We start from the raw sequence: 23,221 nt of genomic DNA on the forward strand, positions 1-23,221 counted from the left end.
CGAAACGTCTCCGAGGGGCCTCAAGCGATCGGGGCGTACGTGGGTGCCCACGTCCAGGGTGATGGGTGTCCTCCCCCAGAGCGGCGCCTCAGCTACGCGAAGCCGCCCCGGTCAACGCGAAAGCGGGCCGGCGTTGGCCGACCCGCTGTCCTACGTTGATGAAAGCGAACCCTAGATCTTGACGGTGCCCTGGGGGGTCTTGAACTTCGCGGCGTCCAGGCCGGGCTGGCCGTTCGGCGAGATGAACTTGAACTCGACCCCGTCGAACGAGTCGACCAGGTCGAAGCCGAGCCAGTCGCTGACCCGCTGCCGGCTGCCGGCGATGTAGATCTTGACCAGCTCGACCTCGCTCGGGCCGAGGGCGCTGGGGTGGGTGCTGGGCTCGGACGACCACTTCAGGAAGAACGGCAGCTGCGGATCGGACGCGAAACCGCGGACGCCGATCTGCTCCCACTCCAGGAGGCGTCCGTCCGGGAAATGCCGCGAGCCGACGCCGGCCTCGCGCTGCAGGCGCTCTTCGAGGGGCGTCATGTCATCGACCTCGACGGCCCAGCCGAGCCAGCCGCCGCCGGACTCCGTGCGGGCGCGCACTGCCTGGCCGAACATGGCCTTCTCGGCGGCCGGATGCTCCAGGACCTCGACGACCTCGAGGTAGTGGCCGTTCAGCAGCGGGAGGATGTTGTTGCGGGTGCCGAAGCGCGGATGGAAGCCGCCGTCGCGAAACTTCACACCGAGCTGAGCCTCCAATTCCGCTACCGCGGCAAGCAGACCATGCGGGCCCGCAGCGAAGGACAGGTTGGCGATGCGCATGCCGTCATTGAAGTGCAACTAACGGCTGAAAAGCGAATCCGTCGCCCCCGGATGGTATATGCCGTTGTCGGGCCGCACATGTCGATATCGAGAGATGTCCGGACGCCGGTCGGCGTCCGGCGCTTCTATGCTGGCGCCCGTGGCAGCCCTCGTACCCAGTCCTGAGTCGGACGCCGTCGCGGGCGTCCGCGCGCCCGATCTGACAAAGTGTCGCTATGGCTGGGAGATCGCCTTGGTGCTGGGGGTGTCGCTCGGCCAATCGGCCGTGTACTCCATCTTGTCGCTGGCCGAGAAGCTGACGCGGCCGATCCCGATCGGTCAGCAAACGACCACGATCAACAACTCGGTGGTGCCGAACCGGCCCTGGCTCGACCTCTCGTATCAGGTGGCCGGGATCATCTTCCCGATGGTCCCCGCGCTGCTGGCCCTCTACCTGCTGTGGCTCACCGGGAACCGCCGCGAGATCGGCTTCGACCTGCGGCGTCCGGGCTTCGACGTCACGCGCGGCCTCCTGGCCGCAGCCGTCATCGGCATCCCGGGGCTGGCCTTCTACTACGCGGCGCGCTTCATCGGCATCAACACCAACGTGCAGCCGGCCAACCTGGCCGCGAACTGGTGGACGATCCCCGCGTACGTCGGGCTGGCCGTCATGAACGGCGTCCTTGAAGAGGTCGTCATGCTGGCCTACCTGTTCAACCGGCTGCGGGCGCTGAACTGGCAGTGGTGGCAGATCGTGGTGTTCAGCGCGGTGGTCCGGGGGGCGTATCACCTGTACCAGGGCTTCGGCGGAGGCATCGGCAACGTCGTGATGGGCTTGGTCTTCGGCTATCTCTACCTGCGCTGGCGCCGGGTGGGTCCGCTGGTCGTCGCCCACGTGATCCTGGACCTGGTGAGCTTCATCGGCTACGCCTTACTCGCCCCGTACCTGCCCAAGTTCTAGGTCGGACGCCGTCGGCCAGATCCACGGACTACGTGCCGCGCAGCCGGTCGCCGACCCAGGACGCCGCCTGTCCGGCACCGTCGCCGATGTCGCGGACCAGCTTCGCGAGGGCGTCCTCGGAGCTTGAGAAGGCTCGCGCGTAGGAGTCCGCAGCCGCTTTGGCCTCGTCGGTGATGCGAGCATCGGCGTCCGGAACCCAAGACTCTGCCCGAAGTATGGGCAACTTCTTCCCACACTTCGGGCGGTTCAGCGGCCTGCCTTAGGCTGGTCCTCATGCGCGTAGGTGTTTTTGGTGCGACCGGCCAGGTCGGCAATGTCATGAGGGCTCTGCTGGAGGAGCGCGATTTCCCGATCACGGAGATCCGCTACTTCTCGTCCGCGAAGTCGGCCGGCACGACGCTGCCGTGGAAGGGCCAGCCCATCACCGTCGAGGACACCGCCACCGCCGACTTCTCCGGCATCGACATTGCGCTGATGAGCGCCGGTGCCACCATGTCCAAGGAGTTCGCAGAGAAGATCGCCGCCGCTGGCGCCGTGATCGTCGACAACAGCTCGGCCTGGCGCAAGGACCCCGCGGTTCCGCTGGTCGTCTCCGAGGTCAACCCCGAGGACGCCGCCAACCCGCCGAAGGGGATCATCGCCAACCCGAACTGCACGACCATGGCCGCGATGCCGGTCCTCAAGCCGCTGCACGACGCGGCCGGGCTGCAGCGCCTCATCGTCGCCACCTACCAGGCCGTTTCCGGCTCGGGCCTGGCGGGCACCAAGGCGCTGGGCGACCAGACCCGCAACGCGGTGGCGTTCGACGACATCGAGGGCGCGGCCGTCGACGGGCACGCCTTGAGCCAGCCCGAGACCGCCGCCCCGTACGTGCTGCCGATCGCCTTCAACGTGGTGCCGCTGGCCGGCAAGCTCGTGGACGACGGCTCGCTCGAGACCGACGAGGAGCAGAAGCTCCGCCACGAGTCCCGCAAGATCCTGCACCTCCCAGACCTCGCCGTGGCCGGCACCTGCGTCCGCGTCCCGGTGTTCTCGGGCCACAGCCTGGCGATCCACGCCGAGTTCGAGCGTCCGATCACGCCCGAGCAGGCCACCGAACTGCTCAAGGACGCCGCAGGCGTCGAGCTGGTCGACTACCCGAACCCTCGGGACGCCGCCGGGGCGGACCCCGTCTACGTCGGACGCATCCGCCAAGACCAGTCCGTTCCTGGTGGACGCGGCCTCGTCCTGTTCGTCTCGGGCGACAACCTGCGCAAGGGCGCGGCGCTCAACGCCATCCAGGTCGCCGAGGTCGTCGCCAAGAACCTGAGCAAGTGAGCACCACCGCCATCATCGGCACCGGCGTGATGGGGGAGACCCTGCTCGCCGGACTGCTGCGCGCGGGCTGGTCGGCGTCCGATCTGATCGCGGCCGACCGTCGCGAGTACCGGCGCGCCGAAGTGGAGGCCAAGCACGGCGTCCGCACCGGAACGAACGTGGACGCCGCCGGCGCGGCCGACACAGTCGTGCTGGTCGTGAAGCCGCAGGACATCCCGGAGGTGCTGCCCGAGATCCGCGAGGCGATGCGTCCGGGTGCCCTGGTGGTGTCGCTGTGCGCCGGCGTCCAGACCTGGCAGCTGGAGGCGGGACTGCCGGACGGGACGCCCGTCGTCCGGGTCATGCCCAACACGCCCGCCCAGGTGGACGAGGGCATGGCGGCTATCTCCGGAGGCAAGAACGCGACGCCCGAACACCTCGACCGGGTCACCGCGATCATGTCGGCGGTCGGCAAGGCGGTCACGGTCCCGGAGAAGTACCAGGACGCCGTGACGGCGATTTCCGGCTCGGGTCCGGCGTACCTCTTCTTCGTGGTCGAGGCCATGATCGACGCGGGCGTCATGCTCGGGCTGCCGCGCGACGTGTCGACGCTGCTGGTCAGCCAGACGATGTACGGCTCCGCAAAGCTGCTGGTCGAGTCCGGCGAGCACCCGACGGTGCTGCGCGAGCGCGTCACGTCGCCGGGCGGCACCACGGCCGCGGCGCTGCGCGAGCTCGAGGTGCACCGGGTCAAGGCGGCGTTCATCTCCGCGATGGAGGCGGCCCGCGACCGCTCGGCCCACCTGGCGCGTCCGGCCAAGGAGAAGTAGCCGTGGACGAGCGTCAGAAGAAGCTCGTGATCCGCGTGGTGCTCGGCGTCCTGCTCGCGGCCACCCTGATCAGCCTGGGCATTCAGATGTGGGAGTACTCGACCACCAAGGACGTCAAGACGCCGGCTGCGTTCTACGTGATGATCGTGTCGGCCCTCGCCTACGCCCTCGTCCAGCGCTACTTCGGCGTTGACTCCAAGAAGCGGCGCGGAGGCGGCGGCGTCCAGAAGTAGCGGACTCGCACCCGCGCCCCCGGTCGGGCAGACTGCCTGGATGCCAGGGTCGGAGCGCCGCCGCGATCTGAACCTGCTGCCCAAGGCGCACCTCCACCTGCACTTCACGGGCTCGATGAGCATCCCGACGCTGCGCGAGGTCGCTGCCCTCGGCGGGGCAGAGTTGCCCGAGGCGCTCACCGACGACATCGCCCTCGATGTGCCGTTCGACAAGCGCGGATGGTTCCGCTTCCAGCGCCTCTACGACACCGCGCGGCACACCGTGACGTCCGAGGAGGCGATGCGGATGATCGTCGCGCGCGCCGCCGCGGACGACGCCCGCGAGGGCTCGCGCCGCCTGGAGCTGCAGGTCGACCCGACCGGCTACGCCGACCACGTCGGCGGCCTCCAGCCCGCCCTCGAGATCGTCCTGGACGCCGCCCGCGAGGCGACCCGAACCTCCGGCGTCCAGGTGGGCGTCATCGTCGCGGCGTCCAGGATGAAACACCCGTTGGACGCCCGCGCGCTGGCCCGACTGGCGGCGCGCTACGCCGGCGACGGACCCGGCGAGGTCATCGGCTTCGGCCTGTCGAACAACGAGCGCAACGGCGACACCTCAGCCTGGGAAGGCGCCTTCCGCATCGCCCGGACGGCAGGACTGCGGTCGGTGCCGCATGCCGGCGAGCTCCTCGGTCCGGACGCCATCCGCGCGGCCCTGGCCGCTCTGCACCCCGATCGGATCGGTCACGGCGTCCGCTCCGTCGAGGACCCGCGCCTTGTCGACGCGCTGGCCGCGCGAGGCGTGCCGCTGGAGGTGTGCCCGGCGTCCAACGTGCACCTCGGCGTCTTCCCGGACGACGCTTCCGTGCCGCTGCGCACGCTCATGGGCGCCGGCGTCCAGGTCGCGCTCGCGGCAGATGACCCGCTGCTGTTCCTGTCGCGGCTGACCGACCAGTACGCCATCGCGCGCGACGTCCAGGGCTTTTCGGACCCTGAACTGGCGACGCTCGCGTCGGCGTCCATCGACGCCTCGTTCGCCTCGGATGCGGACAAGCGTCGCTGGAAGGCCGAGGTGGACGCCTGGCTCGCCGACCCGCCGGGGTAGGCAAGCCCTGACCAAACCGCTCGCTGAGCCTGTGCACCGCTGGCTGAGCCTGTCGAAGCCGGAGCGGAGGGGCTTCGACGAGCTCAGCCAACGGCCTGAGTGTCAGTCGCCGGACCCTCCAGCGAAGGCCGCGAGGTCGGCGTCCAGCAGGCCTTGGACATCGTCGGGGAACAGGGGGCACGACCGGTCCCCGACCGGACGCCACACGCACGGGATGGCCACGCCGTTGTCGTCGATGAAGCCGCCGCTGGGCGGGATCGGCGCGGGCTGCGGCAGGTCCGCGGCGAAGACGAACACGACCTCGTGGCCGGGGGCGTCCGCATAGACGAAGAGCTGCTCCACCACGCCCAAGAACCGAGGCGCGATCGTCACACCGACCTCCTCGGCCACCTCGCGGACCACCGCCGCGGCTGCCCGCTCGCCGAACTCGACGTGGCCGCCGATCAGGCGATGGAAGCGCTCGACGCGGCCCGGGTCCGAGCCGACCCACACCAGGTGGTGCGTCCGGTCGGCGTCGTAGAGCACGCAGTAGGCCTTCACCTTGATCTCAGGCATGTTTCCTCCCCGGCCGCTGATCCTAGGGGTGGGTTTCGTGGGGTGACCGCCACAAACGGGGGTCCAGCGGGGGTGATTGGGCCCGAGGCCGACTGAATCCTTCCCCTGGACCCGCAAATGTCGCGCACCTCACCATGGCCCGAGCATGCGCGGGCTGGGCCGGACGATTCGCTCCCCGAGCGGCCGGGGAGGTAGCATCTGCGTGCTTGGCTGGCTTTCGAGTCGGCCTCATCAATCAACTTCGGTGTCCGAGAGTCGGGCCCGGTCTCGGAGAGGTACAGGCGTGGGTTCTGTCATCAAGAAGCGTCGCAAGCGGATGGCCAAGAAGAAGCACCGCAAGCTGCTGAAGAAGACGCGCATCCAGCGTCGCCGCGCCGGCAAGTAGCCAGTTCGCGCCCGTGCCCGCCGTGATCGGCGACGGCACCGCCCGCGTGGTGGTGCTGGTGCGCACCGGGTGCCATCTCTGCGACGACGCTCAACGAATCATCGCGACGGTCTGCCAGGACACAGGGGATTCCTGGCAGGCCGTCGACGTCGATTCTGACCCCGAACTGCGCTCGGCCTACACCGATCACGTGCCCGTCACGTTCGTCGACGGAGTCCAGCTGTCGCTGTGGTTCGTCGAGGCGGACGCCCTCCGCGCGGCCCTGACGTAGACCCACGTATGGTGGGGCCACGGCGCCCCGGGTCGGAAGGAGAGGGAATGGAACACACCCTGGTTCACGTGTGCAGGCACGGTCAGGTCTACAACCCGAACCACGTCCTGTACGGACGCCTCCCCGGCTTCGGACTGTCCGATCTCGGACGCCAGATGGCCGACCGCCTGGGCGAGTACTTCGCCGACCTGCCCATCACGCACCTGCGGGTGTCGCCGCTGCAGCGCGCCCGCGAGACCATGGCGCCCATCGCCGCCCGCCATCCCGAACTAGAACTGGTGGTCGACAACCGCATCATCGAGGCCGCCAACTCTCTCGAGGGCCAGGCGTTCGGACGCTTCAATCAGCGCCTGCTGCTGCCCCGCAACCTGATCCGCCTGCGCAACCCGCTGCGTCCGAGCTGGGGGGAGCCGTACGAGAAGGTCGCCCAGCGCATGCACGCCGCCATCGCGGACGCCGCCGCCGCGGCCGGCGTCGGTGGACGCGCGGTGCTCGTCAGCCACGAGCTGCCCATCTGGATGGCGCGGCTGTCGGCCGAGGGGCGTCCGCTGGTGCACAACCCGGCCCAGCGGCAGGCGCGGCTGGCGTCCGTGACGACCTTCACGCTGATGGAAGGCCGCGTCGTCAAGGTCGACTACACCGAGCCCGCGGGTGGTCTGGTGCCGGCGCGCAAGAAGATCCTGCGTCCGGGGATGTGAGCGCGCCTTGCGTCGCTTCTTTCCCGGCCGAACGTTCCGCACCCCTGACTCCGGCGTTAACAGCACGTGCACATCCCCACCTGGGCAGGTGAACGTGCTGCTAACGCGGTCAGAGGTCCGAGAGCGGGCCAAGGACGTTCGTCGGGTCGGTCCGATCTCACTTGTCCTTGGACTGATGCTGGCCTTGGGGCTGACCGGCTGTGGGGCGTCCGGGGTGAACGAGGCGTCCCTGACGCGCGTGGAGCCCGCGCAGCGGGTCGCCGCGCCGCACATCACCGGCAAGACCCTCACCGGCACCGACTTCGACTCGGCGACCCTGAGGGGCGTCATCGTCTACAACGTCTGGGGCTCGTGGTGCGCACCCTGCCGCAAGGAGGCGCCCGCCCTGGCCGCCGCCGCCAAGGCGACCGCCGGTCGGGCCACGTTCGTCGGCATCAACACCCGCGACACCGGGACCGCCCAGGCGCTCGCGCTCGTGCGCGAGACGGGCACCACGTACGAGTCGGTCTTCGACCCCGACGGACGCCTCCTGCTGCTGTTCCCCTCGCTGCCGCCCAGCGCGATCCCGACGACGATCGTCGTCGACCCCCAGGGACGCATCGCGGCCCGGATCCTCGGCGAAACCACCCAGGCCACGCTCGTCGGCCTGGTCGAGGACGCGGCGGCCGGTCGATGACCCCGCTCGACCTGGCCGGCTGGGTCCGGGACGCCATCGGCGGATCGATGCCCATCGCGATCCCCGTCGCGATGCTGGCCGGGCTGGCGTCCTTCTTCAGCCCCTGCGTCCTGCCGCTGCTGCCGGGCTACCTGTCGTACGCGACCGGGCTCGCGGCGTCCGACATCGTCGCCGGCAAAGCGGACCGCAGCCGCGGACGCGTCCTGCTTGGCACCAGCCTGTTTGTCCTCGGCTTCGCTGCCGTCTTCGTCAGCCAAGGCGCGCTGTTCGGCGGGCTGGGCTCGATGCTGCACGCGTACCGGCGTCCGATCGACATCGTCGCCGGCGTGCTCGCGATCGTGCTCGGACTGATCTTCGCCGACCTCATCCCGCTCGGTCGGACGACCGTGCGGCTGCAGGCCGCGCCACGATTCGGGGTGGCCGCCGCGCCGCTGCTCGGCGTGGTGTTCGGCATCGGCTGGACGCCCTGCATCGGGCCCGCGCTCGGCGTCGTGCTGACCCTCGCGATCGATCAGGCGACCGCCGCTCGCGGCGCCGTCCTGGCCGCGTTCTACGCGCTGGGGCTCGGGCTGCCGTTCCTGGCCTTCGGCCTCGCGTTCGGACGCCTCGCGCGCACGTTGACCTGGGTGAAGTCGCACCACCTCGTGCTGCAGCGGGTCGGGGGCGCGTTGATGGTGGCCGTCGGGCTGCTGCTTGCCACCGGGGGGTGGGACCTCATGATGGGCGTCCTGCGGCAGTGGGCGTCCGGCTTCGGGGCTCTGATCTGATGGCGGCAGCCAAGGACCCGAAGGCTTCGACCCCTCGACAAGCTCAGGACAGACCAAGCTCAGCCAGCGAGGGTGGAGTTACTGGGTCGCGTCGTTCCTCAGACGCGCCACCGATGAAGCCGGTCGAGTTCCTCCGGTTCCTCTGGACCCAGCTCACCAGCATGCGCACGGCGCTCGTCCTGCTGTTCGCGCTGATGATCGCCGCGGTGCCTGGCTCGCTCGGACCCAAGATCCTGCCGCAGCGTCCGAACAACCCGGTGCTGGTCCGCGAGTGGATCGCCGCGCGCCCCGAACTCGGCGCCGTCTTCGACCGCCTCGGCCTGTTCGACGTGTACGGCTCGCCGTGGTTCGCGTCCATCTACCTGCTGCTGCTGGTGTCGCTCGTCGGGTGCATCGTGCCTCGCATCGCCGTCTACGCGCGAGCCGTCCGGGCCATGCCGCCCGGCGTCCCGAAGCGGCTCGACAAGCTGGCCGAGCGCGCGTCCGGACCGACGCGACTCTCGGCGTCCGACGCTTTGGACGCCGGCGAGCGTTGGCTCGTCGCCGGGCGGTATCGGGTGCGGCGGCAGGGCAACGAACTGTCCGGCGAGATCGGCTACCTGCGCGAGCTGGGCAACCTGGCGTTCCATGTGAGCATCCTGGGGGTGCTGGCGGGCATCGCGGTCAGCTCGCTGTTCGGCTACAAGGGGTCGGTGATCGCGGTGGAGGGGTCCGCGTTCAGCAACACCCTCAGCCAGTACGACGACTTCGCGGCCGGGGCGTTCTTCAAGGCGTCCGCCCTGCCGCCGTTCACGCTGTGGGTCGACAAGTTCGACGTCAGCTTCGAGCGCGGGAGCGTCCAGCACGGGGCGGCACGTCAGTTCCAGGTCACCGGACGCCTCGCCGGCCCCGCCGAGGAGCCGCGTCCGACGATCCTCGAGGTGAACACGCCGGTGATCCTGGGCTCGTCGATGGTCAACCTGATCGGCCACGGCTACGCGCCGATCGTCACCGTGACGGACCCGTCCGGCGCGGTCGCCTACTCAGGCCCGGTCGTGTTCCTGCCGCAGGACGGCAACTTCACCTCGCTCGGCGTCATCAAGGCCCCGGACGCTCGCCCGCAGCGCCTCGCGTTCGACTCGATCTTCGTGCCCAGCCAGTCGACGGCGTCCGGTGTGGGTCCGCGGTCGACGTTCCCGGACGCGGACAATCCGACCTTGTGGGGCACGGTTTGGACCGCCCCACCGAAGGTCGAGACCGGACGCCCCGAGAACGTCTACTCGTTGGACAAGACCGAGTTCACCCAGGTGATGGACGGCGCCGTGCCGGCATCCTTCCGGCTGGCCGTCGGGGCGAGCTACACGGTGCCGGACGGGTCCAAGATCACCTTCGACTCGTGGAAGCGCTGGACGAAGCTGCAGGTCTCGTCCACCCCCGGACTTCCGATCGTCTACGGCTCGATCGGGGTCGCCGTCCTTGCGCTGATGCTGTCGCTCTTCGGCAAACCCCGGCGGATCTTCGCCAGAGTCACGGACGCCGACGGCGTCCGGTCTGTCGACGTCGGCGGGCTGGACCGGGCCGAGTCGCGCGCCGGACTCGGCGACGCCGTCGCCGGACTGGCCGACGCGATGGGGGCGTCGGTCTCTGTGATGGGCGTCAGCGGGGAACCGGCGCCTGGTCGTCGCGGCACGAAGTCTCAATTAACGCTGGCGGGGGAGCAGTTGGAGGAGTCCGAATGAACTTGGCCTACTTCTCGTCCCTGGCGATGGTCACCGCGACGGTGATCTACCTGGTGGCCTTGACGGCGCATGCCGCCGAGTGGGCGTCCGCGCGTCGCGTCGACGCGGGGCCGTCGACGACGGACGGTTCGCCCGCGGCGTCATCCGCGACCAGCTCAACGGCAGGCACCGCCGCGCGTCGCGATCGCATCGCCGCCGACCTGACCCGCGTCGACCGCTTCGGCCGGATGGGGCTGGCACTGACCGCGGTCGGCGCGGCGCTGCACGTCGCGGGCGTGGTCCTTCGCGGGCTCGCGGCGGGGCGTCCGCCCTGGGGCAACATGTACGAGTTCGTGAGCTCGACGCTGGCGATCCTCGTGGTCGGGTACCTAGTGCTGGTGTGGCTAGGCAAGATGCGCTGGCTGGGCCTGCCCGTGACGCTGCTGCTGTCGGTCGGTCTGGGGCTCGCGGTCACCGTCTTCTACGTCGCGGTCGCGCCCCTGGTGCCCGCGCTGCACTCGGTGTGGTTCGTGATCCACATCATCGCGGCGGCCACGGCCGGGGCGATGTTCAACGTCGGCGGACTCGCGTCCGTGCTGTACCTGCTGCGGACGCGAGCCGAGCGGCGCGGCACCGTCCGGGGCTACGTGGTCCGCCTGCCTCAGCCCGAGGTGCTCGACCGGGTGGCCTACCGCGCGGTCGCCTTCGCCTTCCCGCTGTGGACGTTCACCATCGCCGCCGGGTCCATCTGGGCCGAGTACGCGTGGGGACGCTACTGGGGCTGGGATCCCAAGGAGACCTGGTCCCTGGTGACGTGGGTCGTCTACGCCGCCTACCTGCACGCCCGCGCGACCGCCGGCTGGAAGGGACGTCGCGCCGCCTGGCTCGGCGTCGTCGGGGTGGCCATGTTCTGGTGGAACTTCGTCGGCATCAACCTGCTGGTCTCGGGCCTACACAGCTACGCGGGCATCTGAGTCGGTCGTCAACCACACCCGTCCGGCCCGTCCGCACTGCTCCGCGCGCGCCTGCAGGCGGCTGCCTGGACGGGGTCGGCGACGAACGAGGCCGCGGCGTCGACCTTCGGCCCTGTGCGGATCCGGACGGTTGCCTCGTGACCGCCCGGATCAGGAGACGGCCACCAGGGTCAGGCACGACCGCAGCCGCCGAGGCGTCCGATGACGATCTCCTTCGTGAGCGCTAACGTATGCGCCGAGACAAGGAGGCGTCCGCGATGGCGACGATGGCTGCCGGCGACGAGCCCCGCAACGCGACCATCTACACCGTCGCCGAGCGCGCGGGTGTCAGCCACCAGACCGTCTCGCGCTACCTCAAGGGCGAGTCGCTGCGTCCGAAGAATCGGGACGCCGTCGTCGCGGCCCTCGCCGACCTCGACTACCAGGTGAACGACATCGCGCGCACGCTGGCCACCAAGAAGCCCGGACGCATCGGCGCGTTCGTTTTCGACGTCGACGACTGGGCGCCGTAGCGGGTGCTGGCGGGCGCTGCCGAGGCGGCCCGGGCCGAGGGCTACATCCTTGACATCGTCCGGCTGGACCCGTCGGACGGGGCGTCCATCGATGCGGCGCTGTCGATGATGAACCGGACCATGCTCGCCGGCGTCGTCGTCATTTCGTCGTCCGACAAGCTGCTGTCCCGGCTCGACCTCGACCGGCTCAAGGTGCCGTGGGTGGTCGAGGCCGAGCCGGAGCTGGCCGCCGGCTCCCCGAGGGCCCTGGACCACCCGTTCGCCCAAGTCGTCACGCATTTGGCCGACCTCGGTCACAAGCGCTTCTTCCACATCGGCGGCCCGTTGACCTGGCTCGCCGGACGCAACCGCCTGCTGGCCTATCGCGAGGTGCTGGCCCGCCGCGGCCTGGTGAACACTGGCGAGACGACGGGGGAGTGGGGTGCGGCGTCCGGCTACGAGGCGATGGCGTCCTACCCGCTGGACGCCGCCCCGACCGCCATCGTCGCCGCCAGCGATCAGCTCGCCCTCGGTGCCCTCTACTGGCTGCACGAGCGGGGCGTCCGGGTGCCGGCCGACGTCAGCATCTCCGGCTACGACGGCATCGCCGACGCCGAGTTCTACTCGCCGCCCCTGACCACGATGGCGGTCGACTTCGCGCTGCTGGGCCGCAACACCGTCCACGCGCTGCTGAGCCGCCAGGGCGTCGGTGGGCGTCCGGACCTGGGTCTGCCGGTCGCCCGGCTGGTCCCGCGGATCTCCACCGGACGCCCCGGGCGCGGCATCCGCGTGGGCTGAGTTCGCGGGCTCTCCAGGCCGCCACCAGGAAACACATGTTCAGTCCGATGAACCTCTTGCCGTCCCGAAACTGTTACCGGTAACGTTTCGCCAACGCTCGCTCCTACAAGACGTCGCCGACCTCGCCGACGACGCCCCAACGCCTGTGGCCCCTGTTTCGCGCCCGAGCCGTGGCCCACGGTTTCATCTCGTTCTTCCGCCTCAACCACGGTGTCCCTCCAACGAAAGTAGGCAAGCCATGTCACGTCCGCAGACCGAAGCCGAGTACCTCGCCCGGTTCCCTGTCTCCCCGATCTCCGGCTTCTCCCGCCGCACGCTGCTGGGCGGCGCGCTGGCCGCCGGTGCGCTCGGCCTCGCCGGCTGCGCGTCCGGCTCGACGCCCGCGGCGTCCGGCTCGGCCGCTGGTGGCGGCGCTGCCGCCGCGCTCGGCGACATCACGTTCGGCAACAACCAGGCCGACCCCGTGCCGAAGGCCGCCATCGAGGCCGCCGCGAAGGCCTTCCAGGATGCGAACCCGGGCGCGAACGTGAAGTTCAACACCGTCGCGCACACGACGTTCCAGGAGAACATCAACAACTACCTGCAGGGCTCCCCGGACGACACCTTCGGCTGGTTCGCCGGCTACCGCGCCCGCTTCTTCGCCAACAAGGGCCTCGTCGGCGACATCTCCGACGTCTACAAGGCCACCGCCGGCATCCCGGACTCGCTGAAGAAGGCCTGCTCGACCGAGGACGGCAGCAAGCAGATCGTCATGCCGGCCCACTATTACCCGTGGGTCGTGCTCTACAAGAAGTCCGTCTTCACCAAGAACGGCTACACCGTCCCGAAGACCTTGGACGAGCTCAAGGCCCTCGGCGACAAGATGAAGGCCGCCAACATGACCCCCTTCGCGTTCTGCGACAAGGACGGCTGGGAGGCCATGGGCATGTTCGACATCCTGAACATGCGCGTCAACGGCTACGACTACCACATCAGCCTGATGTCCGGTAAGGAAGACTGGTCCGGCGACAAGGTCGTCAAGGTGTTCGACACCTGGAAGGGCCTGCTGCCGTACCTGCAGGCCGACTCCCTGGGCCGTAGCTGGCAGGAGGCCGCGCAGGCGCTCCAGAAGGACCAGGCGGGCATGTACTACCTCGGCACCTTCGCCGCGCAGCAGTTCGCCAAGGGCGCCGAGCAGGACGACCTCGACTTCTTCACGTTCCCCGAGATCGACTCCAACATCGGCTCCGGCGCGATCGAGGCCCCGACCGACGGCTACATGATGAGAAAGAGTCCGAAGAACGAGGCCGGCGCCAAGAAGTGGCTGGGCTTCCTCGGCGGCGCCAAGGCCCAGGACATCCTCGTCCAGGCCGATCCCTCGGTCATCGCGATCAGCGGCCAGGCCGACGTGGCCAAGTACACCGGCCTGCAGACCAAGATGCTCAACCTGCTGAAGAACGCCACGGAGGTCTCGCTGTTCCTCGACCGCGACAGCCGTCCGGACTTCGCCTCCACCGTGATGGGCCCTGCCATCCAGAGCTTCATCAAGAACCCGAACGACATCGCTACGATCCTGAAGAACGTCGAGGCGCAGAAGAAGTCGATCTTCGCGTCATGACACCGACGACCCAGCCCCGGGTCACGGGTGGGAGCCGCCGCATGCGGCTCTCCACCCGTGACCGAGTCACCGTCGCGCTGATGGTGCTCATCCCGACGGCGTTCGCCGCAGTGCTGGTCTGGCTGCCGGCCCTCGCCACGATCGTGATGTCGTTCTTCGACTGGGACGGGTTCGGCCCCTTCACCGAGGCCAAGTTCGTCGGCAGCAAGTGGTACTCGGACGCCGTCACGATCTACCCAGCCTTCTGGCCGGCCATCCAGCACAACGTGATCTGGCTCATCGTGCTGTTCGGCGTCGCGACGCCGCTCGGGCTCCTCGTGGCCGTCCTGCTCGACCGCGAGGTCTCGCACACCCGCTTCTACCAGACCGCCCTCTACATCCCGGTCGTGCTCTCGATGGCCCTGATCGGCTTCGTCTGGCAGCTGATGTTCAGCCGCGACCAGGGCTTGTTGAACCTGCTGTTCGGCACGCAGATCGACTGGTACGGCGATCCGAAGATCAACATCTGGTCGGCCCTCATCGCCACGTCGTGGCGGCACATGGGCTACGTCATGTTGCTCTACTTGGCCGGCTTGAAGGGCGTCGATCCGTCGCTGAAGGAAGCGGCCAAGATCGACGGGGCGTCCGAGCCGAAGACGTTCTTCCACGTCGTCTTCCCCGTGATGTTCCCGATCAACGTCGTGGTGCTCGTCATCACGTTCATCGACTCGCTGCGCGCCTTCGACCTGGTGTGGGTGATCAACCGAGGACGCAACGGGCTCGAGTTGCTCGCGACAGAGGTGACCCGCAACATCGTCGGCGAGGCGCAACGGATCGGGTTCGGCTCGGCACTGGCGACGATCATGCTCGTCTTCTCGACGATCTTCATCATCATCTATCTCCGCATCGTCTTGAAGGAGGACCGATGAGCACCGCGACAGCGGCGCCGACGGCGTCCGATCTCATCAAGAACGCAAGTAAGCGGCCCTGGACGAAGGGGCGCATCGCCACCCACGCGTTCCTGGCCACGCTGACGGCGCTGTGGATGGTGCCGATGGTCTACGCCGTCATGGCGTCGCTGCGCGACTACCAGTACACGGCCAAGAACGGCTACCTGAGCTTCGGTGGCTGGACCTTCGCCAACTACCTGCACGCCTGGGACGTCGGCGACTTCAGCCGCAAGTTCCTGAACTCGGCGATCATCACGATCCCGGCCGTGATCTTGACGCTGTTCCTGGCGTCGATGGTCGCGTTCGTGATCGCCCGCTTCAACTGGACCTTCAACATCGTGATGCTGGCGGCCTTCACCGCTGGCAACCTGCTGCCGCCGCAGTCGCTGCTGATCCCGGTGTTCAAGATGTTCCAGAAGTTCGAGGTGCCGTTCTGGCTCAGCGAGTCCGGCACGCTGCTCAACTCGTACTGGGGAGTGATCGCCGTCAACGTGGGCTTCCAGGTGGGGTTCTGCACGTTCGTCCTGTCGAACTACATGAAGGCCCTGCCGAAGGAGATTTACGAGTCGGCGATGGTCGACGGGGCGTCCATCTGGCAGCAGTTCTGGAAGCTGACGCTGCCGCTGTGCCGTCCGTCGCTCGCCGCCCTGGCGACGCTGGAAGTCACGTGGATCTACAACGAGTTCTTCTGGGCGACCGTGCTGCTGCAAAACGGCGACATGTTCCCCGTCACGAGCTCGCTGACCAACCTGTCGGGGTCGTTCTTCACCGACAACAACCTGGTCGCAGCGGGATCGGTGATCGTGGCCTTGCCGACGATCATCATCTACTTCCTGCTGCAGAAGCACTTCGTCTCCGGGCTCACCCTCGGCGCCACGAAGGGCTAGGAAGCACTGATTGACCGCTGGCTGAGCCTGGCTGAGCCGCACTTGTAGGGGCTTCGAGAAGCTCAGCCAGCGGATGACCTCATCGATCGGTGTTCCGCAAGGCTCGCCCCGCCGTCGGCCTACTGCCCCGGCGGCGGGGGAGCCCTGCCATCATCGGTCTGCCCGTCCAAGACTAGAGTGAGTCGCCATGCCGTTGCACCCCGACGCCCGCTACGTCACCGACGTCGCCCCCTCGTCCGGACGCCTCGTAGCGCCGCGCGCGGACCTCGCGGCTGACTCCGCCGCGCTGAGCCTCGATGGGGACTGGCGCTTCCGGCTCTACCCGGGCGTTGACGAGGCCGACGCCGCGGCGTCCGAGGTTGGTTTTGATGACTCGGACTGGGACGTCATCGACGTTCCGTCGCACTGGGTGCTTCGGGGCGACGGCGCCTGGGGGCGTCCGATTTACACGAATGTCAACTACCCGTTCCCGCTCGATCCGCCGTTCGTCCCGGACGCCAACCCGACCGGCGACCACCGGCGCAGGTTCTCGGTTCCTGCTGAGTGGGTCGAGTCCGGACGCCTCTGGCTGCGGTTCGACGGCCTGGAGTCGATCGGCCGGGTCTGGCTGAACGGCGTCGAGATCGGGGTGCTGCGCGGCAGCCGGCTGCGCAACGAACTGGACGTGACGGGGCTGGTTCGCGCTGGCGAGAACGTGCTGGTCGTGCGGGTGAGCCAGTGGTCCGCGATGAGCTACGTCGAGGACCAGGACCAGTGGTGGCTGCCCGGACTCTTCCGGTCGGTGACGCTGCTGAGGCGTCCGGATGCCGGCCTGGACGATCTCTGGGTGCAGGCTGACCGGGATCCCGAGACGGGCGTAGGCGTCCTCACGATCGAGGTGACCGCCGACGACGCGGCCTTCCCGGTGCGGGTGCGCTGCGCCGAACTGGAGCTTGACCTGACGCTGAACCACGCGAGGGCGTCGGTCGAGGTCGGGGTGGTGGAGCCGTGGGGTGCGGACGTGCCACGGCTCTACCGCCTCGACGTCTCGAACGCTGTGGAGTCGGTGGCGGTGAACGCGGGCTTCCGGCGCGTCGAGGTGGTCGGGGACGCCTGGCTGGTGAACGGACGCCGCCTGCGGATCCGGGGGGTGAACCGGCATGACTTCGACCCGGTCGAGGGGCGGGTGTTCGACGAGGCGTTGGTCCGCGAGGCGATGCTGCTGATGAAGCGGTCGAACCTGAACGCCATCCGGACCAGCCACTACCCGCCGCATCCGGGCCTGCTGGACCTGGCCGACGAGCTCGGCTTCTGGGTCATGGACGAGTGCGACATCGAGACGCACGGATTCGTTCACGTGGACTGGGCGGGCAACCCGTCTGACGACCCCCAGTGGCGCGAGGTCTACCTGGATCGCGCCCGACGCATGGTCGAGCGAGACAAGAACCATCCGTGCGTCGTGGCGTGGTCGCTGGGCAACGAGTCGGGGGCGGGGGAGAACCTGGCCGCGATGGCCGCGTGGATTCGGGAACGCGACCCGGGGCGTCCGATTCACTACGAAGGCGACCACAGCGACGAGCACGTCGACCTGGTGTCGCGCATGTACGCGCCGCTGGAGGAGTTGGTCCGGCTCACCGAGGCGCGGCCGGGGCGTCCGATCATCGAATGTGAATACGTGCATGCGATGGGGAATGGTGCCGGCGGCATCGCCGCTTATGAGGCCCTGTTCGACACGAATCCGGCGTTCCACGGCGGCTTCGTCTGGGAGTGGCGCGACCACGGGCTCTTGACCCGGACGCCCGACGGGACGCCGTTCTACGGCTACGGCGGCGACTTCGGCGAGGTGTTCCACGACGGCTCGTTCGTGTGCGACGGCATGGTGCTCGCCGACGGGACGCCCACGCCGATGCTCGCCGAGTACGCGGCGGTGGTGACGCCGATCAAGCTGGCAGTCGGGGACGAACTGACGGTCACGAACCTGCGCCATGACAGCTCGACCGCCGACCTGGTCTTCGCGTGGGTGCACGAGGTGGACGGGGTCGCGGTCGCGCGCGGGGTGTTTCAGGTGCCGGCGATCGAGCCGGGGGCGTCGGCGTCGGTCGCGCTGCCGGAGCTAGCCTTGGACGCCGAGGGCGAGCACTGGCTGACCGTGACGGCCGCGCTGCGGGAGGCGACGCCGTGGGCGTCCGCCGGGCACGTGGTCTCGACGGGCCAGCGGAAGCTGGCCGAGGTGGCGCGGAGGCGTCCGACTGGGTCTTCGGCGGCCGTCGCCGAGGGTGACGGGTACACGCTGGGCGACGCCCGGTTCGACCGACGCGGCGCTCTGGTGTCGGTGGGCGGGCTGGACGTGACGGGCGGCGGCGTGACCCTGTGGCGCGCGCCGACCGAGAACGACTCGCTGGCGACGATGGGCTCCTACGAGCTGGGCGACCCGGCGACGACCGGCGGCTTCGGCGTCCCGGGACCGTCGTCCGCCGAGCGCTGGCGGTCCGTGGGGCTGGATCGGCTGACGACGCGCGTCTTGAGCCTGGACGTTTCGGCGTCCGGCTTGGTCGTGGTCTCGCGGCTGGCGGCGGCGCAGGCGTCCGTCTACGCGGATGTGACGCAGCGGTGGTCCTGGGTGGATGGCGAGCTGCGGCTCGAGGTGGCCGTGGAGCCGTCGGACGGCTGGACGGTTACGTGGCCGCGCGTCGGCGTCCACCTGGTGTTGCCGGCCGGGTACGAGGAGGCGTCCTGGTTCGGGACGGGTCCGGGCGAGAACTACGCCGACAGTCGGGTTGCGGCTCGGGTCGGGCGGTTCTCGGCGCCGATCGACGAGCTGACCGTGCCGTACGCCGTGCCGCAGGAGACGGGGCATCGGGCGGAGCTGCGCGAGCTGGTCTTGACCGGAGGGGGGCTGCCGGAGTTCGTGGTGACAACGGACGATGGTTCCGACGGGCGTCCGGGGTTCGCCGTCGCTCGGCACTCGGCCGAGCAGTGGGCGGCTGCGTCTCACCAGCACGAGCTGTCGGCGCCGACGGCCACGCATCTCTACGTCGACATCGCCCAGCACGGCCTCGGCTCGCGCTCGTGCGGTCCGGACGTGCGTCCCGAGGCGGCCCTGTGGCCGCGTGCGCTGGCGGGGTCGATGGCGTTCCGGGTGGTCTAGTCGGACGCCGCCCCCAGCTGGGCCTCAAGAGCGGCGGCGACGGCCTCGAACTCGGCCAGCGCGGCGGTGAGGTCCTCGACGATCTCGCGGGCGATGACGTCGGGGGACGGCAGGTTGTCGAGGTCGGTGAGGGAGTCGTCCTTGAGCCAGGTGATGTCGAGGTTGACCTTGTCGCGAGCCAGCAACTCACTCAGGTCGAAGCCCTTGAACCGCTCGGACTCCACCCGGTTCAGCCGCGAACCGGTGCCGTAGCAGGCGGCGAAGTCGTCCAGATCCGAGCGGCGCAGCGGGTTCTGCTTGAGGGTGAAGTGCTTGTTGGTGCGCAGGTCGTAGATCCAGAGCTTGTCGGTCCAGGGCTGCCCGGGACGCGCCCGACGCTTGTCGAAGAACAGCACGTTGGCCTTGACGCCCTGGGCGTAGAACAGGCCGGTCGGCAGGCGCAGCATGGTGTGCAGGTCGTACTCGGTGAGCAGCTTGCGTCGGATGGTCTCGCCGGCGCCGCCCTCAAACAGCACGTTGTCGGGCAGCACGACGGCCGCGCGGCCGTCGACGCCCAGGATCGTCATGATGTGCTGCAGGAAGTTGAGCTGCTTGTTCGACGTGGACGCCGCGAAGTCCTGGCGCTCGATCGCCGAGTCCTCGCGGGACTCGCGTCCGTCCGCCCCGATGGTGGTGACCGACGACTTGCGGCCGAACGGCGGGTTCGACAGCACCACCGACCAGCGGCGTCCCGGGTCTGCCACGAGCGAGTCGCGCACGTCGATCAGGGCATCGCCGGACGCCGTGCCGATGCCGTGCAGCAGCAGGTTCATCGCGGCCAGCCGGGCGGTGCCGTCGACCAGCTCGTAGCCGTAGACGAGGTCGTCGCGCAGCTTGGTGCGTTGGGTCGGGGTCATGGACGCCGCCGCGCGGCCCGCGTGCTCGTGGGCCACGAGCAGGAAACCCCCGGTGCCGCAGGCGGGGTCGACGACGGTGTCGTCGACCGTGGGGTTGATGACGTCGACGATGCCTTGGATCAGCGCCCGGGGCGTGAAGTACTGCCCGGCGCCCGAGCCCTTGTCGGAGGCGCCTTTGGAGAGCAGCGACTCGTAGGCGTCCCCGGTGATGTCGGTGCCGGACGCCGACCAGTGCTCCTTGCCGATCAGGTCGTGGACGAGCCGCTGCAGCTTCGCCGGATCCTGGATGCGGTTCTGCGACTTGCGGAAGATGGTGCCGACGACGCCGTCTTCGCGGGCGAGTCCGACGAGCATCTCGGTGTAGCGGCGCTCCAGCTCGATGCCGGAGGCGTCCACGAGGCGTTGCCAGTCGTACTGGGCGGGCAGGATGCGTTCGGGTGCCAGCGAGCGGGTGGCTCGCTCGTGCGCCATCTTGAGGAACAGCAGGTACGTGAGCTGCTCGGTGTATTCGAGGACGCCGACGCCGTCGTCGCGCAGGACGTCGCAGTAGGCCCACAGCTTGTCGACGAGGCGTCGGGGGTCAGTCATCGGAGTTCCTGGTAGGCGGTGAGGCATGCAGGGCATTCGGGGAACGCGTCGGGGTTTCGAGTTGCGACGAAGAACACGCCACACAAAGCTCTGATGGCCTCGCCGTCAACGAGCGAACCTCCGATGTGGCGTTGGTGGGCGTAATGGGCCATCTGGCCGTATTCGGTGGTCAAGAGCTCGCCCCGCGCGTCTACAGACGTCAATCGTTCGATCTGGGCACTTCTGTGCCCAGATCCCTCCATGGCGGAGTAAATGCCACCTGCAACGTCCCAGTCCGGGGCAGGCGGCGCGATGCTGGTCAAGACCCGCCGTTCTAGCTGGTGGTGGAGCCGGCTGCCTAGACGGCGACACTCCAGGAATTCGACGAGGAAGCAATCAAGCCCATCCTCGATCTCGTAGGTCAGCCGCAGGACCGCGATGGGCGGCTTGCCCGTGACGGGGTCGGGGAGAGGCCGCTGTCGGGTGGCACCTGCTGGGCAGTCCCTGAGCGATTCAAGACACTCGCGTTGAATGGCGAGTTGCCACCGCGTGAGCATGTTGGCCGCTGTTTCCGTCTTGAGGATTCGAGCATCGATGTCTCGTGGTTTGAGCTGATCTCGGCCCTCCACTGTGGCGCAGCGGGCGGCGAGGGCTTGGTAGAAGTCATCCCCATCCTCGTGACCACCTTTCGCGAGGCCAGTGGCGACGACCCATCGGACCCCGTCAGGGTCGGTCCAGATACCCGCGCGCCACTGCGAGCTGCGGACCTCAGCGAGCCGCAGTTCGCCAGAGCAGTCGATCAGACCTCGGGGGTGGTCGTTGACCGGCTCGGAACCCAGGATTTCGCGCGCCTTCTGGAGGATGGGATGGGGAAGCTCCGCGAGGGGCCTGAGTGAGTTCCAGTCAGCTGTTTCGATGAGGCGGCGTGGCCACGGGCTCGACCACCCGTTCTTGAGGTCGACGAGGACCGCCAGGGTGGGTCGAGCCCGCGGGTCGTGCTGCACGTAGACATCATTCCTTACCGCCCCGACAGTGGCGGTACGACGGCTCCGCTACAGCTCGTCTGCGAGTTCGTCTATCGCTTCGCGCTCGATCTGGTTCGCACGGGCGAAGCGCTCCGCGAGAGCGCGACGCTCGGCTTGGCGACGGCGTTCGAAGTTGACGAGATCAGGGCCGGTGATGCGGCGGTCTCGGCCGACACGATGCGACGGGATCTCTCCGGACTCGAGCAGCTTGTACAAGTGCGTGCGGCTCATCTTCAATCGGCTGGCAGCTTGCTGTGGGGTCAGCTCGGTGGACGAATCGAGCAACGTGAAGTCAAAACCAGCACTCAAGGACTCGGTCAGAGCCAGCAGCAAGTCGCGCAACTCGCCTTCGTTCAGACCGGAAGCAAACGACGACAGCTCCTTGAGGTCGTCTGCGGGGACGACAGAAGAACGGACTTCAATCAGGGCAGGCATCTCAACTTCTTTCGCATCCGCCAGGCGCACCACCGATTGATGCAGATGCCGCAGATGTCACAGATGAATCTACCGCCTGGGGTGGCGAGTGGCCAAACTGGATTGCCCACCCTGTGGACACGCCGGCGTCAGTCGGCCCCAGGAGGTGCGGCGCTCGCCAGCTCTTCGATGCGGTCTGCGTCGGACGCCGACCCCGTGAGTCGTCCCGAGAACGCCGCCGCCAGGATGGCGCGGCGCAGGGAGGTCGAACGGGTTCTCGCTCGAAGGAGTTCGTTGGTTAGTCTTCGGCTCTGCTGGCGCAGCTCTTGGATATACGAGACCACGGCGCTCTGGTCCGCGACAGACGGAACGGGGAAGCTGAGTTGGCTGAGTTTTCGGACGCTCAGGGTGTGCAGGCCGCTACTCGAACTAGCCACCTGACTCAGCCTCCGCCTAGCGATGGGGGAGTTCCAGACGATCTCGAGGTACTCAGGGAGTAGCCCCTCGCGGGGCCGAACGCGGATCAGATGGTTCTGGTGCAAGCAGCCTTCAATTGAGCCGTCCCAAACGGCTGCCCTGCCGATCTGACTCGGGCTGCCATTTCCCTCGACGACGAGCAGATCGCCCGCACGGAGGCTCAAGCGAGCGACCTCGTCGTCGCTCGCCTCCACGTAGTGAATCTCGTCGAGATTGAGCCCCTCAGCTGTGACGTTGGCCACACGGAGGAAGGGCCTGGGGTGCTCCCGCGGAGCACGTGCCGGGGTCTTCTGGATGCCACCCTGAATGTCAGCCGTCTGTGTCAACGGCGTCATGGGCCCGGTGCCCGCAGCGGCCAAGGCGACGGCAACCATCGCCTCCACCTTCTCGAGCCCAGCAGCAATACTGCGCTCGGCCGCGTCGAGGCGGGAGAAGTGGTCCTCGATGATCTCGACGATCCGGCGCTGCTCTGTCAGCCCCGGAAATGCGATCTGACAGCTGCGGACCTCCCGATCAAGTACCGCCGGGTAACTCACGCCCTTTTGTAGCGGCAAGACCTGGTCCTCGAACGCCTGTGATTCGACGTATCGATAGAGGAAGTCCGGGTCGAGGTCCGCGTTTGGCCTGAGGACGCAAAACCCGGTCGATGCATACTCGCCCCGCAACCCCGGCCCAACGCGAGCCATCTTGCGCAGATAGGGGCGCACAGTCGAATACAGAGTGTCCCCAGGCTCAAGAACCTGGCGACAGCGGCTCGGCGCCTCCTCAGCCCTAATCACTTGCCCGGACCCGATGGT

General features: G+C 68.5%; 25 protein-coding genes. 18 read left to right on the forward strand and 7 right to left on the reverse strand.

Translation table 11 applies throughout. The features are described from left to right. Positions 1–171: 171 nt before the first annotated feature. The gene (locus tag FN821_RS01635; RefSeq protein ID WP_131170792.1) at positions 172–810 is read right to left on the reverse strand and encodes a VOC family protein; all 639 of its coding nucleotides are present in this window, start codon (positions 808–810) and stop codon (positions 172–174) included. Between the two features lie 139 nt (positions 811–949). Here FN821_RS01635 and FN821_RS01640 point away from each other — a divergent pair, with 139 nt between their 5' ends. Next, on the forward strand, positions 950–1,750 hold the full coding sequence (locus tag FN821_RS01640) for a CPBP family intramembrane glutamic endopeptidase (protein ID WP_421958027.1): 801 nt from the start codon (positions 950–952) through the stop codon (positions 1,748–1,750). A gap of 28 nt (positions 1,751–1,778) precedes the next feature. Here the strand turns inward: FN821_RS01640 and FN821_RS01645 are convergent, their stop codons facing one another. After that, positions 1,779–1,973, reverse strand: a complete 195-nt coding sequence (locus tag FN821_RS01645; RefSeq protein ID WP_131170793.1) for a hypothetical protein — start codon at positions 1,971–1,973, stop codon at positions 1,779–1,781. A gap of 41 nt (positions 1,974–2,014) precedes the next feature. On the opposite strand from FN821_RS01645, the gene FN821_RS01650 reads away from it, so the two are divergent. From FN821_RS01650 to FN821_RS01665, 4 genes are read left to right on the forward strand one after another with little or no spacing between them, the layout of a single operon-like run. After that, positions 2,015–3,067 carry an aspartate-semialdehyde dehydrogenase gene (locus FN821_RS01650; protein WP_131170794.1) on the forward strand — a complete coding sequence of 351 codons (1,053 nt, stop codon included), beginning with the start codon at positions 2,015–2,017 and terminating at the stop codon, positions 3,065–3,067. Further along, on the forward strand, positions 3,064–3,876 hold the full coding sequence (gene proC, locus FN821_RS01655; protein ID WP_131170795.1) for a pyrroline-5-carboxylate reductase: 813 nt from the start codon (positions 3,064–3,066) through the stop codon (positions 3,874–3,876). Before FN821_RS01650 ends, proC begins: the two co-directional genes overlap by 4 nt. A 2-nt stretch (positions 3,877–3,878) precedes the next feature. Next, positions 3,879–4,109 carry a hypothetical protein gene (locus FN821_RS01660; RefSeq protein WP_131170796.1) on the forward strand — a complete coding sequence of 77 codons (231 nt, stop codon included), beginning with the start codon at positions 3,879–3,881 and terminating at the stop codon, positions 4,107–4,109. 40 nt (positions 4,110–4,149) lie between these two features. Continuing rightward, entirely contained in the window at positions 4,150–5,193 is a 1,044-nt protein-coding gene (locus FN821_RS01665; RefSeq protein WP_131170797.1) for an adenosine deaminase, read from the forward strand. 102 nt (positions 5,194–5,295) lie between these two features. Here the strand turns inward: FN821_RS01665 and FN821_RS01670 are convergent, their stop codons facing one another. Next, positions 5,296–5,748, reverse strand: a complete 453-nt coding sequence (locus FN821_RS01670) for an NUDIX domain-containing protein (RefSeq protein WP_131170798.1) — start codon at positions 5,746–5,748, stop codon at positions 5,296–5,298. 283 nt (positions 5,749–6,031) lie between these two features. Here FN821_RS01670 and FN821_RS01675 point away from each other — a divergent pair, with 283 nt between their 5' ends. The 13 genes from FN821_RS01675 to FN821_RS01735 all read left to right on the forward strand — a co-directional run bounded on the left by FN821_RS01675 (position 6,032) and on the right by FN821_RS01735 (position 19,045). Then, positions 6,032–6,133, forward strand: a complete 102-nt coding sequence (locus tag FN821_RS01675) for a 30S ribosomal protein bS22 (RefSeq protein ID WP_002550589.1) — start codon at positions 6,032–6,034, stop codon at positions 6,131–6,133. Between the two features lie 13 nt (positions 6,134–6,146). Then, positions 6,147–6,404, forward strand: coding sequence for a glutaredoxin family protein (locus tag FN821_RS01680; protein ID WP_241660048.1), 258 nt, complete (start codon positions 6,147–6,149; stop codon positions 6,402–6,404). 8 nt (positions 6,405–6,412) lie between these two features. Beyond that, positions 6,413–7,102, forward strand: coding sequence for a histidine phosphatase family protein (locus FN821_RS01685; protein WP_421958028.1), 690 nt, complete (start codon positions 6,413–6,415; stop codon positions 7,100–7,102). A gap of 175 nt (positions 7,103–7,277) precedes the next feature. After that, positions 7,278–7,778 (forward strand): TlpA family protein disulfide reductase, encoded by a 501-nt coding sequence (locus FN821_RS01690; RefSeq protein WP_131170800.1) that lies wholly within the window; start codon positions 7,278–7,280, stop codon positions 7,776–7,778. After that, on the forward strand, positions 7,775–8,545 hold the full coding sequence (locus FN821_RS01695; protein ID WP_421958029.1) for a cytochrome c biogenesis CcdA family protein: 771 nt from the start codon (positions 7,775–7,777) through the stop codon (positions 8,543–8,545). Before FN821_RS01690 ends, FN821_RS01695 begins: the two co-directional genes overlap by 4 nt. Positions 8,546–8,658: 113 nt before the next feature. Next, a complete protein-coding gene (resB, locus tag FN821_RS01700; protein WP_131170801.1) occupies positions 8,659–10,263 on the forward strand; it encodes a cytochrome c biogenesis protein ResB in 1,605 nt (534 codons plus the stop codon). Continuing rightward, complete coding sequence (ccsB, locus tag FN821_RS01705) at positions 10,260–11,216, forward strand: c-type cytochrome biogenesis protein CcsB (protein ID WP_131170802.1); 957 nt, start codon at positions 10,260–10,262, stop codon at positions 11,214–11,216. Before resB ends, ccsB begins: the two co-directional genes overlap by 4 nt. Positions 11,217–11,446: 230 nt before the next feature. After that, entirely contained in the window at positions 11,447–11,728 is a 282-nt protein-coding gene (locus tag FN821_RS01710) for a LacI family DNA-binding transcriptional regulator (protein WP_131170803.1), read from the forward strand. Between the two features lie 3 nt (positions 11,729–11,731). Then, entirely contained in the window at positions 11,732–12,505 is a 774-nt protein-coding gene (locus tag FN821_RS01715) for a substrate-binding domain-containing protein (RefSeq protein WP_131170804.1), read from the forward strand. 238 nt (positions 12,506–12,743) lie between these two features. Further along, positions 12,744–14,102: an ABC transporter substrate-binding protein gene (locus FN821_RS01720; protein ID WP_131170805.1), complete on the forward strand. Its 1,359-nt coding sequence runs from the start codon at positions 12,744–12,746 to the stop codon at positions 14,100–14,102. A gap of 41 nt (positions 14,103–14,143) precedes the next feature. Next, positions 14,144–15,010, forward strand: coding sequence for a carbohydrate ABC transporter permease (locus FN821_RS01725; protein ID WP_206661943.1), 867 nt, complete (start codon positions 14,144–14,146; stop codon positions 15,008–15,010). Then, positions 15,007–15,918: a carbohydrate ABC transporter permease gene (locus FN821_RS01730; protein WP_131170807.1), complete on the forward strand. Its 912-nt coding sequence runs from the start codon at positions 15,007–15,009 to the stop codon at positions 15,916–15,918. Before FN821_RS01725 ends, FN821_RS01730 begins: the two co-directional genes overlap by 4 nt. Positions 15,919–16,105: 187 nt before the next feature. Then, positions 16,106–19,045, forward strand: a complete 2,940-nt coding sequence (locus FN821_RS01735) for a glycoside hydrolase family 2 TIM barrel-domain containing protein (RefSeq protein ID WP_131170808.1) — start codon at positions 16,106–16,108, stop codon at positions 19,043–19,045. Here the strand turns inward: FN821_RS01735 and FN821_RS01740 are convergent. The 4 genes from FN821_RS01740 to FN821_RS01755 form a co-directional block, all read right to left on the reverse strand. After that, entirely contained in the window at positions 19,042–20,529 is a 1,488-nt protein-coding gene (locus tag FN821_RS01740) for a class I SAM-dependent DNA methyltransferase (protein WP_131170809.1), read from the reverse strand. The two genes, FN821_RS01735 and FN821_RS01740, sit on opposite strands and share 4 nt — an antisense overlap. After that, on the reverse strand, positions 20,526–21,512 hold the full coding sequence (locus FN821_RS01745; RefSeq protein WP_131170810.1) for a DUF3039 domain-containing protein: 987 nt from the start codon (positions 21,510–21,512) through the stop codon (positions 20,526–20,528). The genes FN821_RS01740 and FN821_RS01745 overlap by 4 nt, the downstream gene beginning before the upstream one ends. 48 nt (positions 21,513–21,560) lie before the next feature. Then, positions 21,561–21,968 carry a helix-turn-helix domain-containing protein gene (locus FN821_RS01750; RefSeq protein WP_131170811.1) on the reverse strand — a complete coding sequence of 136 codons (408 nt, stop codon included), beginning with the start codon at positions 21,966–21,968 and terminating at the stop codon, positions 21,561–21,563. A 128-nt stretch (positions 21,969–22,096) separates the two neighbouring features. After that, positions 22,097–23,131 (reverse strand): restriction endonuclease subunit S, encoded by a 1,035-nt coding sequence (locus tag FN821_RS01755; protein WP_131170812.1) that lies wholly within the window; start codon positions 23,129–23,131, stop codon positions 22,097–22,099. Between the last annotated feature and the right edge of the window lie 90 nt (positions 23,132–23,221).

Origin of the sequence: Propioniciclava tarda, from assembly GCF_900182665.1 — a bacterium.
Taxonomy (GTDB): Bacteria; Actinomycetota; Actinomycetes; order Propionibacteriales; family Propionibacteriaceae; genus Propioniciclava; species Propioniciclava tarda.

What these genes read in the sequence shown, in the direction of transcription:
- FN821_RS01635 (WP_131170792.1), bottom strand. Translation starts at nt 810, where the DNA reads ATGCGCATCGCCAACCTGTCCTTCGCTGCGGGCCCGCATGGTCTGCTT.
- FN821_RS01665 (WP_131170797.1), top strand. Translation starts at nt 4,150, where the DNA reads ATGCCAGGGTCGGAGCGCCGCCGCGATCTGAACCTGCTGCCCAAGGCG.
- FN821_RS01670 (WP_131170798.1), bottom strand. Translation starts at nt 5,748, where the DNA reads ATGCCTGAGATCAAGGTGAAGGCCTACTGCGTGCTCTACGACGCCGAC.
- FN821_RS01685 (WP_421958028.1), top strand. Translation starts at nt 6,413, where the DNA reads ATGGTGGGGCCACGGCGCCCCGGGTCGGAAGGAGAGGGAATGGAACAC.
- FN821_RS01690 (WP_131170800.1), top strand. Translation starts at nt 7,278, where the DNA reads ATGCTGGCCTTGGGGCTGACCGGCTGTGGGGCGTCCGGGGTGAACGAG.
- FN821_RS01695 (WP_421958029.1), top strand. Translation starts at nt 7,775, where the DNA reads ATGACCCCGCTCGACCTGGCCGGCTGGGTCCGGGACGCCATCGGCGGA.
- resB (WP_131170801.1), top strand. Translation starts at nt 8,659, where the DNA reads ATGAAGCCGGTCGAGTTCCTCCGGTTCCTCTGGACCCAGCTCACCAGC.
- ccsB (WP_131170802.1), top strand. Translation starts at nt 10,260, where the DNA reads ATGAACTTGGCCTACTTCTCGTCCCTGGCGATGGTCACCGCGACGGTG.
- FN821_RS01710 (WP_131170803.1), top strand. Translation starts at nt 11,447, where the DNA reads ATGCGCCGAGACAAGGAGGCGTCCGCGATGGCGACGATGGCTGCCGGC.
- FN821_RS01720 (WP_131170805.1), top strand. Translation starts at nt 12,744, where the DNA reads ATGTCACGTCCGCAGACCGAAGCCGAGTACCTCGCCCGGTTCCCTGTC.
- FN821_RS01725 (WP_206661943.1), top strand. Translation starts at nt 14,144, where the DNA reads ATGCGGCTCTCCACCCGTGACCGAGTCACCGTCGCGCTGATGGTGCTC.
- FN821_RS01730 (WP_131170807.1), top strand. Translation starts at nt 15,007, where the DNA reads ATGAGCACCGCGACAGCGGCGCCGACGGCGTCCGATCTCATCAAGAAC.
- FN821_RS01735 (WP_131170808.1), top strand. Translation starts at nt 16,106, where the DNA reads ATGCCGTTGCACCCCGACGCCCGCTACGTCACCGACGTCGCCCCCTCG.
- FN821_RS01740 (WP_131170809.1), bottom strand. Translation starts at nt 20,529, where the DNA reads ATGACTGACCCCCGACGCCTCGTCGACAAGCTGTGGGCCTACTGCGAC.
- FN821_RS01750 (WP_131170811.1), bottom strand. Translation starts at nt 21,968, where the DNA reads ATGCCTGCCCTGATTGAAGTCCGTTCTTCTGTCGTCCCCGCAGACGAC.